Here is a 14,186-nt window from a genome sequence, read left to right on the forward strand (position 1 = left end):
AAACTAGGAAAGCATGATGAAGCCTATCTACAGTCTTGCCCTGGCTTCGGTCGGGGCGCTGGCGGTCGCGATCGCGACCGGCAGCATTGCCCAAACCGCACCTGCGCCTGCCAAGGCGGACGCGACAGCTTCGGTCCCTGCCAAGGGCAAACCGCAATTCGGCAGTTTCGGGTTCGACGAACCGGGGATGGATCGCTCGGTCGCGCCGGGGGACAATTTCTACGCCTTTGCTAACGGCACCTGGGCGCGGACGACGCGAATTCCGGCGGACAAGTCGAATTACGGCGCGTTCAATCTGCTGGCCGATCTGTCGGAGTCGCGGACCCGGACGATTCTGGACGGCGTCGCGCGGGACCAGAACTCCAAGATCGGCACCGCTTATGCCACCTTCCTCGATCGTCCAGCAATCGACGCCAAGGGGCTTGCGCCAATCCAGCCTTGGCTTGGCAAGATCAAGGCGCTGAAGACGAAGGCCGGCTATCCCGCGCTGCTCGCGGAAGCGACCAAGGCCGGGATCAGCGGTCCGTTCGGTTCCTATGTCGGGCAGGACGACAAGCAGCCCGAGATCTACGCCCTGTCGGTCGCGCAGTCGGGGCTCGGAATGCCTGACCGCGATTACTACCTCGAGCAGAGCTTCGCCGACAAGAAGACCGCATACCAGGCGCATATCGCCAAGATGCTGACCCTTGCGGGCGAGTCCAACGCGGCTGCTCGCGCTGCGGCACTGGTGGCGTTCGAGACCGAGATCGCCAAGGTCCACTGGACCCGCATCGACAGCCGTGATGCGACCAAGACCTACAACAAGCTGGCCGTCACGGATCTCGTCAAGTCGGCACCCGGTTTTGCGTTCCCGACGTACTTCAAGGGCATCGGCGCAAACGTCTCAAGCGTGCTCGTCGCCCAGCCAACCGCGGTGGCGGGGATTGCCAGACTGGTGGCCGCGGCACCAATCAGCGTGTTGCAGGATCATCTGATCCTGCGGTCGCTCGATACTTATGCCGACGTGCTGCCGAAGACGTTCGATGACGAGCATTTCGCCTTCTACGGCACGCAATTGTCCGGCACGCCCGAGCAGGAAGCCCGCTGGAAGCGCGCGGTCCAGTTCACCACCGGTGCGCTGGATGACGAAGTCAGCAAGCTCTACGTTGCCAAATACTTCCCGCCCGAGACGAAGGCTGCGGCGGACACGCTCGTCAAGAACGTGATCGCAGCGATGGATCGGCGGATCGACAAGCTCGACTGGATGGCACCCGAAACCAAGGTCAAGGCCCACGCCAAGCTCGCGGCTTTCACCCCCAAGATCGGCTATCCATCGCAGTGGAAGGATTATGCCGGGCTGAAGATCGCGGCCGGCGACGCCTATGGCAATATGTGGCGCGCGAACCAGTGGCAGCAGGCGTATAACGTCGGCCATCTCGGCAAGCCGCTCCAGCGCTGGGAATGGGGAATGACCCCGATGGAAGTAAACGCCTATGCCAATTTCGGCATGGTCGAGATCGTCTTCCCCGCGGCGATCCTGCAACCGCCGTTCTTCGATCCCAATGCCGACGATGCGGTCAATTACGGCGGGATCGGCGCGGTGATCGGGCACGAACTGAGCCACCATTTCGATGACCAAGGCGCCAAGTATAACGCCAAGGGCGAGCTCACCGACTGGTGGACGCCTGCGGATGTCGCGGCGTTCAAGGGGCGCACCGATGCGCTGGTCAAGGAATATGACGCGTACGAGCCGCTCCCCGGCGTTCACGTGAAGGGTGCGTTGACACTCGGCGAGAATGTCGCTGATCTGGCGGGGCTGACGGTGGCCTATGATGCCTATCATCACGCGCTCGGCAACCGCCCCGCACCGACGCTGGGCGGGTTCACCGGCGACCAGCGCTTCTATCTCGGCTGGGCGCAGGTCTGGCGGCGCAACTACCGCGAGGCGAACCTCAAGCAGCGACTCGTCACCGATCCGCACAGCCCGTCGGAACAGCGCGCGTGGGTCGTCCGCAACCTCGACCCGTGGTATGCCGCGTTCGATCCGAAAGCGGGACAGAAACTGTACCTGACGCCCGAACAACGCGTACGCATCTGGTAAAGCCGGTGTTACCCTCGCCCCCTCGGCATGACTGCGAAGGGGCGAGGGGAGCCACGCTGGTTCGGTGATCGGCGTGCGACTCCGCTAAAGTCTTGACGCTTCATCTCGAGGCTTCGACACGAGGTCTTATGGCAAGCGTACCGACATCGACCAACGACAAGCCCGCCCGCTTCGCCCTGCTGATCGCGGGCGGGTTCGGTATCGTTGCGGCGATGATCATCCTGTGGGTGGTGGGCAGCATCCCGCTTGCGGCGACCTTCCTGGCGACGACGCTCGTGCTGAGCAGTGCCCTGTTGGTGTTCCGGCGCCTGTTCCCGGCGACCACGCTCGTCACGACCGAGCCCGACTGGAGCGTGGCGCGCGCGCTGGCTGAGAGCAGTGCGGATGCGATCGCGGTAACGGATCGGGCGGGTCGCCTGGTGTGTGCGAACGACCGGTACGAAGCGATCTTCCTTGGCTTCCCAACGCCGCCCGGTCTGCCGTTCGACGCGAGCGGTGTCGAGCGGCTGAGCGCAGCGGGACGTGCGGCATGGCGGGACGGCGCTGCGAGTGCGGCACGACTGGTCGTCCATGGCACCGTGCTGACGGCCGACGTCGCGCGCGCAGGCGAGGACGGCAACCTGCTGGTCTGGCGGTTCCGCGGGAACGAGGGCATGGATCTCGCGCGGACGATGGAGACGCTGATTTCCGGACCGACCGGCGACCGGCTGGGCAGCGCGGGAATCATGGCGGCGCTGATCAACCCCGATGGCCGCATCCGCTCCGCCAACCGCGTGCTCCGCGCGCGCGCGATGGGGGAGGGCGACAGCGACATCTTCGGTCGCGATTTTGCACGCTTCCTGATTACCGATTCGCACGGCATGGCCCGCTTCGAACGCGAAGGCCTTACGAGCAACCCGCTCCGCGTTTTGCAGATCCCGTTCCTCGACGGTGAGGATGCGCCGATGCTGGTCGCGCTGATCGACGAGGAGGATGGCAGCCATCCCGCGATCGGCGAAAGTGCCAGCGCCCACATCAAGAGCCTGGTTTCGCTGATGCCGTTCGGGGTCGCATTGATCGGCGCGGACGGGCGCTTCCTGCAGATGAACGATGCGTTCTCGCGGGCGGCCTCCGTCGATCCGCTCAGCCCGCCGCTGTATCCCGGCGACTTGCTGGTGCGCGAGGACAAGGGCGTGGTGGCGGACGCGATCCGTCGTTTCGCGGGGGGCGCGACGCATACCACGGATCTCGCGGTACGGCTGAAGGACCATCCGGACGAGCCCGTCGCCCTGTCGATCGCAGGCGCGCGCGGGCTGGGGGAGGCGGCGGTGTTGCTCAGCCTCAAGGACAATAGCGAGGAAACCCGGCTCAAGCGCGAGGTCGCGCAGGCGACCAAGATGCAGGCGGTGGGGCAGCTCGCGGGTGGCGTCGCGCACGATTTCAACAACATTCTGACCGCGATCATCGGCCATTGCGACCTGATGCTGATGCGCCATTCGCCCGGCGACAGCGACTATGACGACATCCAGCAGATCCGCGCCAATTCGAATCGCGCCGCCAGTCTGACCCGCCAGTTGCTCGCCTTCTCGCGCCAGCAGACGCTCCGCCCACAGGTGTTGCAGCTGCCCGACGTCATTTCCGAAGTGTCGAACCTGCTCAAGCGCCTGCTGGGCGAAACCGTGACGCTGACGGTCAAGCACGGACGCAACCTCAGTCCGGTCCGCGCAGATCCGGGGCAGCTCGAGCAAGTGGTGGTGAACCTTGCGGTCAATGCACGCGACGCGATGATGACGCATGATCCGCGCGGTGCGGGAACCTTGTCGATCCAGACCTACGCCGTGACCGCCGCCGATGTCCGCAAGCTCGGGTCGGATATCCTGCCGCCGGCGGACTATTCGGTGCTGGAGATCGGCGATACCGGCGGCGGCATTCCCCCCGAAATCCTGCCCAAGATCTTCGAGCCGTTTTTCACCACCAAGGAGGTCGGCAAGGGGACAGGCCTCGGTCTGTCGACGGTGTACGGTATCGTCAAACAGTCGGGCGGCTACATTTTCGCGGACAACCGCAAGGACATGGGGACGCATGGTCCCGGTCGCGCCCCGCACGGGGCGATCTTCACGATCTATTTGCCGGTCTATACCGAGGGTGCGCTGACCGAACCGCCGCCACCGCCCCGCGCCGTCGCGCGCGAGAAGCCGGTGGACCTGTGGGGGACGGGGACGATCCTGCTGGTCGAGGACGAGGATATGGTCCGCGCGGTCGCCGAGCGCGCGCTCAGTCGTCAGGGGTACACGGTCCTGACCGCGGAGAATGGCGAGGCCGCCCTCGAATTGCTCGCGGCAAACCCGCGCCCAGATCTGTTGATTTCGGACGTGATGATGCCGTTGATGGACGGTCCTACGATGGTCCGTCACGCACGCGCACAATATCCCGATCTGCCGATTCTCTTCATGTCCGGCTACGCCGAGGAAACGCTGCGCAAGTCGATTAATTTGGATAACGTTTCGTTTCTGGCAAAACCCTTTTCAGTGCAGGAGCTTGCAGAGGCGACGCGTGAGGTGTTAGGAACAAAATGAGATAGCGCGGCCCTTCGCGCTGCAGTAGAGGCGGCGGGATGAGTTCTCCACAATCCATTCTCGTCGTTGAGGACGAGCCCCTGATCGCCATGATGATCGAGGATTTCCTCGACGTCCTTGGCAAGTCGCTCGCTGGCAGCGCGGATACCGTTGGGTCCGCGCTCGAACTGGTCGACGCCGGCGGGATCGACGCTGCGATCCTCGATGTCAATCTGCGGGGCGGTGAGAAGAGCTTCCCGATCGCCGAAGCGCTGGCCGCGCGCAACATCCCGTTCGTTTTTGCGACGGGTGGATCACACGATAGCGTCGGCGACGCCTGGGCGGACCGTCCCACACTGCCCAAGCCGTTCACAATGGACGGCGTTGCCAAGGCACTGGACTCGCTCGGCTGATTGGCCGCGGTGAACCGTCTACCCTGATTGAGATCACGGAAACAAAGGCGCGAACGCGCTGAACCGTGTGACCTGCCGTTGGTTTCTGCTGCATCATCCTTGCAGAACGGAAACTGACGATGGCCAATCACGAAGACGGAATTTCACGGCGTACGATGGTTGGCGGTGCCGCCTTGGGCATGGCCGCCGCCAGCGCGGCAGCACCTGCGTTCGCCAAGCCACAGGCTCCGGGGCAGGGCGCCCCCCAGAGCGGGCTGAAGGACCCGCGCACTGCAGGGCCCAAGCCGCCGTTCCAGCGGCAAAGCCAGCCGTGGCCCGGGCTCGCCTCCAAGATGACGCCGCGGCCCGATCATGGCGAGACGAGCTACCGTGGATCCGGGCGGCTTGCTGGCCGTAAGGCGCTGATCACCGGCGGCGATTCCGGCATGGGTCGTGCGGCGGCGATTGCCTATGCGCGCGAGGGCGCTGACGTCGCGATCAACTTTCTTCCCGACGAAGAGGCGGATGCACGCGAGGTGATCGATCTGATCCGGGCGGCAGGACGCAAGGGCGTCGCGCTGCCGGGCGACCTGCGCAGTGAGGCATTCTGCAAGAAGCTGGTGGACGATGCGGTCAAGCAGCTGGGTAGCCTGGACATTCTGGTCAACAACGCGGCACGGCAACAGACCCATGCCTCGATCCTGGATATCTCCAGCGAGCAGTTCGACTGGACGATCAAGACCAACATCTACGCGCCGTTCTGGACGACCAAAGCCGCGCTTCCGCACCTTCAGCCAGGGTCAGTTATCATCGCAACGACGTCGGAGCAGGCGACCGACCCGTCGAAGGACCTGTATGACTATGCGATGACCAAGGCGGCGACGAGCAACTACGTCCGCAGCCTCGCCAAGCAGCTTGCACCCAAGGGGATCCGCGTCAACGGCGTCGCGCCCGGCCCGATCTGGACACCGCTGCAGGTCTCGGGCGGCGCGACGATGGAGAAACTCGAGATGTTCGGCGGCGATACGCCCGCCGGGCGGCCCGGCCAGCCGGGCGAACTCGCAGGCATTTATGTTCTGCTCGCGGAAAACGGATCGGGTTATACCACCGGACATGTGTACGGTGCCGCAGGTGGCAACGGCCTTCCCTGACGTGCGGGTTTTCGGCGGCATGTCATCATGCCGCCGGAACACGTCCGGCCAGACCCGAAGCGAACGCCGTTCGCCTCTTGTTCTTAGTGAACAAACATAGTACATAGCCACCATGCATTGAACGCGATGGGCGTTCGGTCTAGCGGGAGGCTTCCAATGGCGGTTTCGTTGAAAGTGATCGACAGCAAAATGGCGGCATCTACGGATAAGGCGAGCGCAGAGCGCGCCAAGGCACTCGAAGCTGCGCTGGCGCAGATCGATCGTGCATTCGGCAAGGGCTCGGCGATGAAGCTGGGCTCGAAGCAGACGATGCAGGTCGAGGTGATCTCGACCGGCTCGCTCGGGCTCGACATCGCGCTCGGCGTGGGCGGTCTGCCGCGCGGCCGCGTGATCGAGATCTACGGGCCGGAAAGCTCGGGCAAGACGACGCTTGCGTTGCACGTCATTGCCGAAGCGCAGAAGACGGGGGGCACCGCGGCGTTCGTCGATGCCGAGCATGCGCTCGACCCGGTCTATGCCAAGAAGCTTGGCGTCAACATCGACGAACTGATCGTGTCGCAGCCGGATACGGGTGAGCAGGCGCTTGAGATCGTCGATACGCTGGTGCGATCGAACGCGATCGATGTGCTCGTGGTCGACTCAGTTGCGGCGCTCGTTCCGCGCGCCGAAATCGAGGGCGAGATGGGCGACAGCCACGTCGGTCTCCAGGCGCGACTGATGTCGCAGTCGCTGCGCAAGTTGACCGGTTCGATCAGCCGTTCGCGGTGCATGGTGATCTTCATCAACCAGCTGCGCATGAAGATCGGCGTGATGTACGGTAACCCCGAGACGACGACGGGCGGCAATGCGTTGAAGTTCTACGCGTCGGTCCGGCTGGATATCCGTCGCACCGGTCAGATCAAGGATCGCGAAGAGATCGTCGGCAACGCCACGCGCGTCAAGGTCGTCAAGAACAAGGTCGCGCCGCCGTTCAAGCAGGTCGAATTCGACATCATGTACGGGCAGGGCGTGTCCAAGATCGGGGAAATTCTCGATCTTGGCGTCAAGGCCGGGCTGGTCGAGAAGTCTGGCGCCTGGTTCTCCTATGACAGTGTTCGCATCGGGCAGGGTCGCGAGAATGCGAAGACCTTCCTCAAGAACAATGTCGAGATGAGCGACCGCCTCGAAAAGGCGATCCGTTCGCGGACCGACAAGGTTGCCGAGGAAATGATGGTCGGACCCGAAGCTGACGATGACATCGAAGGCGACGACGAGATGTGAGGTTCGCTCCGGCCGCCATCCGGCGGGCGGGACAGGGAACACGGCGTGCGCATCGTGTTCCTGCAATACGGGACGGCCGATCTTGCCGTCGAACACCCTGGGAGGGCCCGCCAGCAATGGTGGGCCCTTCATGGTTTGGAATGGTAGCCAATCCCCACATTGGGTAAGCTGGTGCGACTTTCCTGCGACCTTCCACCGCTGCGGCGGGACCCGGTCGCGCTTGTACGGAGACGTTTATGTCGCTCATTGTCCATCATCTGGAAAACTCCCGCTCGCAACGGATCCTGTGGCTGCTGGAGGAGCTGGGGCTGCCGTATGAGATCGTTCGCTACGAGCGCGACAAGGCGACGATGCTCGCGCCGCCCGAACTCAAGAGGGTCCATCCGCTCGGCAAATCGCCCGTGCTGGAGGACCGCGCGGCGGGCCATGTAGTGATCGAGACCGGTGCGATCGTCGATTATATCGTCGAGCTGGCCGATGGCCGCATGGGACCTCCTGCACACCGCGAAGCCACGCTGCGCTATCGCCAGTATCTGCATTATGCCGAAGGGTCGATGATGCCGCCGCTGTTGTTGCTGCTCGTGCTCAACCGCATTCCGGTGCTCGGCAAGACCGCGGCCAAGCGCGTTCAACCGATGATCGACGTCCATCTCGATTATGTCGAAAGCGAGCTCGCCAGCCGTCCATGGTTTGCCGGCGACTCGATCAGCGCAGCCGACGTCATGATGAGCTTCCCGCTCGAAGCGGCGCGCAGCCGCGCAGGGCTGGACGAGTCGCGGCCCGCGACGATCGCATGGCTCGACAAGATCCACGCGCGTCCGGCCTATCAGGCGGCGCTCGCCAAGGGCGGACCTTACGCTTACGCCTGAAAACGCTCCGCCTTCCCTGCGCGAACGCGGGGAAGGCGGACCGGATGTCAGCGGATTGGCGAGTTCGGGTCGAGCCGCATGTCGAGATACTTGTCCACCGACCCCATCAGTTGCGGCATTTCATGTTCGAAGAAATGGTTCGCCTTGGGGATCGTGTCGTGATTGATCGTGATGTGCTTCTGCGTGCGCAGCTTGTCGACGAGCTTCTGCGTCGCCGCCGGGGTTGCGACCTCGTCGGCCTCGCCCTGGATGATGATCCCGCTCGCCGGGCAGGGTGCCAGGAAGGTGAAGTCATACATGTTGGCAGGCGGCGCGACCGAGATGAAGCCGCGGATCTCCGGACGGCGCATCAGCAACTGCATGCCGATCCATGCGCCGAAGCTGACGCCTGCGATCCACGTGGTCTGCGCTTCCGGGTGAAAGCTCTGGACCCAGTCGAGCGCGCTCGCCGCGTCGGACAGTTCGCCGACGCCGTTGTCAAACGTACCCTGGCTCTTGCCAACGCCGCGAAAATTGAAGCGCAGGGTCGCAAACCCACGGCGCTGGAACGTCTTGTAGAGTTCCATCACGATGTGGTTGTTCATCGTGCCACCAGCCTGCGGATGCGGGTGGAGGATCATCGCGACGGGCGCCCGCGGGCGCGATGCGGGAACGAAACGGCCTTCGAGACGACCGTCTGGGCCGGGGAAAATAACTTCTGGCATCGGACCTGCTGACAAGAAATAGCGGGGAAGCACGCCCCGTTGGGCCGCGCGAAGAGTTGTGCGCTATACAATGATGGCGCACGTCTGCGCAATGATTGCAGCGAGTCCCCCGAACTGATGCCGTTCCTGCCCGATCGCCTCTACCTCGACCATGCCGCGACGACGCCGATTATCCCCGCGGCGCGGGACGCGATGACACGCGCGATGGCGACATGGGCGAACCCGTCGTCGCCCCATGCCGAGGGGCGCGCCGCGCGATCTGCGCTGGAACAGGCGCGCCGAGCGGTGGCGGATGCTTATGGTTGGGGGGGCGAGACGCTCTTCACCAGCGGTGCGAGCGAGGCACTGGCGATCCCGCTGCAACGCGCGATCCCGCCGAGACGCGTGATATCCTCGGTCGAGCATGATGCAGTGATTCGCGCGGCTCCGGATGCCGCGGTCGTTCCGGTCGACTCGTCGGGGTTGATCGATCTGGCGGCGCTCTCGTCAGTGATCGACGGTGAAGCTGCGCTGGTTGGTGTGCAATATGCCAATAGCGAAACAGGCGTGCGGCAACCGATCGCGGCAATCGCGGACATCGTCCGGGCGGCGGGAGGGCTGCTGCTGGTGGATGCGGCGCAAATGCCGCCGGGGGCGGATCGGGAGGTCGTCGACCATGCCGACTTCGTCGCGGTCTCGGCTCACAAACGCGGCGGGCCACCCGGGATCGGTGCCCTGTTCGTGCGCGACCTGGCAACGCTTACGCCGACCGGCGGCCAGGAACGCGGTTACCGTGGGGGGACCGAGAACGTACCCGGCGCGATGGGGTATGCCGCTGCCCTCGGAGAACCTGAGGACCTGGCGGAGATGGTGTCGCTGCGCTTGCGACTCGACGATGCGATCGCGCGGTCGGGTGGTGAAATCGTAGCTGGCGACGCAGACCGGCATCCCGCGATCGGGGCGTACCGGATGCCGGGGCTCGCCGCCGCGACTCAGTTGATTCGATTCGACATGGCGGGGATCGCGGTCTCGGCGGGCAGCGCCTGTTCGTCCGGCAGCATGAAGCCCAGCCACGTGCTCGGCGCGATGGGCTGGGACAGCGATACGTCCCGCGAGGTCATCCGCGTCAGTTTCGGGCGCACGACGACCGCCGCCGACATCGACCGGTTCGTGGCCGAATGGCGCAAGATCGCCCGGACGGCGCGCGCCAACGACCTGTTGGGGGCGGCATGATCTATCTCGACTATCAGGCGACGACACCGCTTGCCCCCGAAGCGCTTGACGCGATGCTGCCGTGGCTGCGGGACCAGCACGCCAACCCGCATTCGCCGCACGCTCCGGGGCGCAGGGCAAAGGCGGCGGTCGAAGTCGCGCGCGCCGCAGTCGCGGCGCTGTTCGATGGGGGAGGGCAGATCGCTTTCACCAGTGGCGCGACCGAGGCGCTCAATTGGGCGATCCAGGGAACGACCGGGCCGATCGTGACGCTCGCGACCGAACATGCCGCGGTTCTCGACACCGTAGCGGCGATCGCGGCACAGGGGCGGAAGGTCACGGTGCTGCCGGTGGGGCCCGACGGTCTGGTCGACCTGGAGATCGCGCGTGCGGCCATCACGCCAGGAACTGGGCTGGTCGCGGCGATGCTGGTCAACAACGAGATCGGCGTGATCCAGCCAATCGCCGCGCTCGCTGATCTCGCGCATGCGGCGGGTGCGCTGTTCCTGTGCGACGCGGTGCAGGGCTATGGCCGGGTCGCGATCCCGCCCGAATGTGATCTCGTCGCGGTGTCGGCGCACAAGGTCCACGGCCCCAAGGGGATCGGGGCGCTGTGGGTGCGCAACGGCGTTCGACTCTCCCCGCTGCTGCATGGCGGGGGACAGGAAGCGCTGGGGCGGTCGGGTACGCTGTCGCCTGCCTTGTGCGCAGGATTCGGTGCTGCCGCCGGTTTGATGGCGCAATGCCGCGAAACCGATCGCGCCCATGCCTCGACCTTGTTCCACGCTGCGGTCGATCGTTTGGCAGGGTGGACCATCAACGGCGCACTTGACCCGCGTTACGAAGGCAATCTCAACATCCGACGCGACGGCCTGGACGTCGCACGGTTGATGTCCGATCTGCGCGATGTCGCCTTTTCGGCGGGGTCGGCCTGTGCAAGTGGATCGGGGCGGTCGAGCCATGTCCTTCGCGCCATTGGCCTGAGCGAGGCGCAGGCGCGATCGAGCATTCGCATCGGCTTCGGCCGATATACAGGAGGGCATGACCTGACCGAAGCAATCGATCGAATCGTGGCAGCGTCCGCTTCGCAACGGATCGCGGCATGACGCGCGTCCGGTTCGTCGAGCGCGACGGCCGTGTATGCGAAGTCACGGCGGACGTTGGCGACTGCCTGCTGAACGTCGCGCAGGCGGCTGGCCAGCCGCTCGAGGGGACCTGCGAAGGCCAGATGGCGTGTTCGACGTGTCATGTCATCGTCGCTGCCGCAGACTTCGCGCTGTTGCCTCCGGCAAGCGCCGAAGAAGAAGACATGCTGGATCTCGCGACGGGCGCGACAAGGACCAGTCGGCTCGCGTGCCAGATCATGCTTACCGCCAACATTAACCAATTAACTGTCGCTATCCCACCGGAATCACGGAACATGCAGCGGCGATGATCATTACGCCTCCGTGCCATTTACGTACGCACGGAGGAATTACCCATGAAATTCATCGCTTTGCTTTCAGCTGGCCTCATCGCAGCAAGCGCGCTCGCGCCCACCGCCGCCAGCGCCCAGATGCGGCAGGACCGCCATGACCGCGTCGTCTCGCGGACTGTCCACACCGATCGGCATCGCCCGTCCTATCGTACGCGCAAGGTCTGCCGCATGGAACGGCGCAACCAGCGTCGTGTCCGTATCTGCCGGACCGTTCGCCGCTAAGCCCTCTTGATCCCTTCGCCCGACCCCGCCATATGCAGCGCGGGAGTCGGGCGGACGTGGTCGTCGCCAACTTGGTCAGGGCCGGAAGGCAGCAGCCACAACGATTTCGCCACGGGTCGTTCCGGCTCCTACCGATTCCCGCGCGATGCTCCGGCCAGTTGACGTGCCGTTGACCTAGGTTCGCTCCCAAGGAATGGTACTCGATCTCATCTGTCCCTGCTGCGCGAACCAAGCCTTCGACTTCGTGGTCGGCTCGCGCTAGACAGGCGGCAATGTCCGACTCTTCAGATCCTCCCGCGTTCGATCTCGGCGCTCCACCATCGACGGCATCGAAAGATGCGTACCGCGTCCTTGCGCGTAAATACCGTCCGCAGACCTTTGCTGAGTTGATCGGGCAAGACGCGATGGTGACGACGCTGGGGAATGCCATCCGTCGGCAACGCCTTGCCCATGCGTTCCTGCTGACCGGCGTGCGCGGTGTCGGCAAGACGTCGACCGCGCGTTTGCTGGCGAAGGCGCTCAACTGCATCGGACCGGACGGGCAGGGCGGTCCGACCATCGATCCGTGCGGCGTGTGCGAGCCGTGCGTCGGGATCGCCGAGGGTCGCCATATCGACGTGATCGAAATGGACGCGGCGAGCCATACCGGCGTCGACGACATGCGTGCGGTGATCGACGCGTCGCGGATGACCGCGTTCGTGGCACGCTACAAGATCTACATCATCGACGAGGTCCACATGTTGTCGAAGAACGCGTTCAACGCGTTGCTCAAGACGCTGGAGGAGCCCGCCGAGGGCGTGAAGTTTGTGCTCGCAACGACCGAGGTCAACAAGGTGCCGGTGACGGTGCTGTCACGCTGCCAGCGGTTCGACTTGCGGCGAATCCCTGCTGAGAAACTGGCGGATCATTTCGCGCGCGTGGTCGAGGCGGAAGGTGTTTCGGCTGAGCCAGAGGCGCTCGGGCTGATCGCGCGCGCGGCGGAAGGTTCTGCACGCGACGGGCTGTCGATCCTCGATCAGGCGATCGCGCATGCCGACATGGAGGGGGGGCAAGTCAACGCCGCCACAGTGCGCGACATGCTCGGCCTGTCCGACCGGGGTGCGATCCGCGACATGATGGCGCTGCTGCTCGCGGGCGACGCGCTTGGCGCGCTGGCGGCGTTGCGACGGCAGTATGACCTGGGGGTCGATCCGTTGGGCGTGCTGCGCGGCCTGCTGGAGACAGTCCATGCAACGACGCTCGTGAAGCTCGGTGCCTCCGCGGAACCCGGGCAGGCGACCGAGGAACGTACAGCGCTGGAGACATGGGGCGCGAGCCTGTCGTTCGCGGCGTTGCACCGCCTGTGGCAATTGCTGCTCAAGGGGCATGAGGAAGTCGGCCGCGCCGCGCTACCGATCGAGGCGTGCGAGATGGCGTTGCTGCGCCTGGTTCATGCATCGACACTCCCCGATCCGGGTGAACTGGCGCGGATGATCCAGAACGGTGCGCCGCCGGTCACCCCCACGCCCGTGGCCCCGCCGCCCGCGCCGAGCGAACCCGTCGCAGCGGCGTTGCCGCAGTCGATCGAGGCGATCGTAACGGTACTCGAGAATGCGGGCGAACTCGCGCTCGCGTCGCGCGTGGTGCATCACGTCAGCTTGATCAGCATCGCCGATGTCGAGATCATTGTAAGTTCCGCGCGCCCCCTGCCAAGCGACCTGATCGCGGAACTTGGTGGAACGCTCAAGCGAATCACCGGGCGAATGTGGCGCATCTCGACCGCGCCCACCGTCGGCGCCCCCACGCTGCGTGAGGCCGAAGCCGCACGACGCGAGGCGTTCAAGGCGGAAATTCTGGCGACGCCGGTGATCGTTGCGGCGCTTGAAGCGTTCCCCGACGCAAGCCTTCCCGAAAGCGAAATCGACCGCCTGTTGGCGGCACAACGGAGCAAGAGTGCATGAACAGCATCGAAGACATCATGGCGATGGCGCAGAACGTCCAGGCGGAGCTGTCCAAGGCGCAGGACGGGCTCGACAAGATCGAGGTCGAAGGCGCGGCAGGCGGCGGGCTGGTCAAGGTCAAGGCGTCGGCCAAAGGCCGAATCATCGGCATCACGATTGACGAAACGCTGCTTCAGCCGAGCGAGAAGCAGATGCTCGAGGATCTCGTCGTGGCCGCGTTCAACGACGCCAAGGCGAAGGCCGATACGAAATCGGGCGAGGAAATGGCCAAGATGACCAGCGGCATTCCGCTGCCCCCGGGCTTCAAGCTGCCGTTCTGAGTATGTGGGCCGGGTCGTATGACCCGGCATTTGGGCCGGTCGATGC

Annotated in this window: 13 protein-coding genes and 1 other RNA gene; 13 read left to right on the forward strand and 1 reads right to left on the reverse strand. The window is 64.8% G+C overall.

The genetic code is table 11. The annotated features are described in order from the left end of the window. Positions 1 to 16 precede the first annotated feature (16 nt). The 6 genes from AC3WJR_RS04090 (at position 17) to AC3WJR_RS04115 (ending at position 8,286) form a co-directional block, all read left to right on the forward strand. Positions 17 to 2,080, forward strand: a complete 2,064-nt coding sequence (locus AC3WJR_RS04090) for a M13 family metallopeptidase (protein WP_492724148.1) — start codon at positions 17 to 19, stop codon at positions 2,078 to 2,080. Positions 2,081 to 2,208: 128 nt separating this feature from the next. Beyond that, a complete protein-coding gene (locus AC3WJR_RS04095) occupies positions 2,209 to 4,635 on the forward strand; it encodes a hybrid sensor histidine kinase/response regulator (RefSeq protein WP_492722507.1) in 2,427 nt (808 codons plus the stop codon). A 38-nt stretch (positions 4,636 to 4,673) separates the two neighbouring features. Beyond that, complete coding sequence (locus AC3WJR_RS04100) at positions 4,674 to 5,027, forward strand: response regulator (RefSeq protein ID WP_354280202.1); 354 nt, start codon at positions 4,674 to 4,676, stop codon at positions 5,025 to 5,027. Between the two features lie 119 nt (positions 5,028 to 5,146). After that, positions 5,147 to 6,157: an SDR family oxidoreductase gene (locus AC3WJR_RS04105; RefSeq protein WP_492722510.1), complete on the forward strand. Its 1,011-nt coding sequence runs from the start codon at positions 5,147 to 5,149 to the stop codon at positions 6,155 to 6,157. A 156-nt stretch (positions 6,158 to 6,313) separates the two neighbouring features. Further along, positions 6,314 to 7,417, forward strand: coding sequence for a recombinase RecA (gene recA / locus AC3WJR_RS04110; protein ID WP_354280205.1), 1,104 nt, complete (start codon positions 6,314 to 6,316; stop codon positions 7,415 to 7,417). Positions 7,418 to 7,653: 236 nt separating this feature from the next. Further along, positions 7,654 to 8,286, forward strand: coding sequence for a glutathione S-transferase family protein (locus AC3WJR_RS04115; RefSeq protein ID WP_492722512.1), 633 nt, complete (start codon positions 7,654 to 7,656; stop codon positions 8,284 to 8,286). A gap of 47 nt (positions 8,287 to 8,333) precedes the next feature. On the opposite strand, the gene AC3WJR_RS04120 is transcribed toward AC3WJR_RS04115, so the two are convergent. Then, entirely contained in the window at positions 8,334 to 8,990 is a 657-nt protein-coding gene (locus tag AC3WJR_RS04120; protein ID WP_354280209.1) for an alpha/beta hydrolase, read from the reverse strand. 117 nt (positions 8,991 to 9,107) lie between these two features. On the opposite strand from AC3WJR_RS04120, the gene AC3WJR_RS04125 reads away from it, so the two are divergent. The 7 genes from AC3WJR_RS04125 (at position 9,108) to AC3WJR_RS04155 (ending at position 14,140) form a co-directional block, all read left to right on the forward strand. Next, positions 9,108 to 10,202, forward strand: coding sequence for a cysteine desulfurase family protein (locus AC3WJR_RS04125; protein ID WP_492722514.1), 1,095 nt, complete (start codon positions 9,108 to 9,110; stop codon positions 10,200 to 10,202). Continuing rightward, positions 10,199 to 11,287, forward strand: coding sequence for a cysteine desulfurase family protein (locus AC3WJR_RS04130; protein ID WP_492722516.1), 1,089 nt, complete (start codon positions 10,199 to 10,201; stop codon positions 11,285 to 11,287). The genes AC3WJR_RS04125 and AC3WJR_RS04130 overlap by 4 nt, the downstream gene beginning before the upstream one ends. Further along, on the forward strand, positions 11,284 to 11,616 hold the full coding sequence (locus tag AC3WJR_RS04135) for a 2Fe-2S iron-sulfur cluster-binding protein (protein WP_492722518.1): 333 nt from the start codon (positions 11,284 to 11,286) through the stop codon (positions 11,614 to 11,616). The genes AC3WJR_RS04130 and AC3WJR_RS04135 overlap by 4 nt, the downstream gene beginning before the upstream one ends. Before the next feature lie 45 nt (positions 11,617 to 11,661). Further along, positions 11,662 to 11,880, forward strand: coding sequence for a hypothetical protein (locus tag AC3WJR_RS04140; RefSeq protein WP_492722520.1), 219 nt, complete (start codon positions 11,662 to 11,664; stop codon positions 11,878 to 11,880). Between the two features lie 38 nt (positions 11,881 to 11,918). Next, positions 11,919 to 12,016: signal recognition particle sRNA small type (gene ffs, locus AC3WJR_RS04145), an RNA gene on the forward strand. A gap of 136 nt (positions 12,017 to 12,152) precedes the next feature. Beyond that, positions 12,153 to 13,820, forward strand: coding sequence for a DNA polymerase III subunit gamma/tau (locus AC3WJR_RS04150; RefSeq protein ID WP_492722522.1), 1,668 nt, complete (start codon positions 12,153 to 12,155; stop codon positions 13,818 to 13,820). Next, positions 13,817 to 14,140 (forward strand): YbaB/EbfC family nucleoid-associated protein, encoded by a 324-nt coding sequence (locus AC3WJR_RS04155; RefSeq protein WP_492722524.1) that lies wholly within the window; start codon positions 13,817 to 13,819, stop codon positions 14,138 to 14,140. Before AC3WJR_RS04150 ends, AC3WJR_RS04155 begins: the two co-directional genes overlap by 4 nt. The last annotated feature ends 46 nt before the right edge of the window (positions 14,141 to 14,186 follow it).

This window comes from Sphingomonas sp. FW306-05-A, from assembly GCF_058782275.1.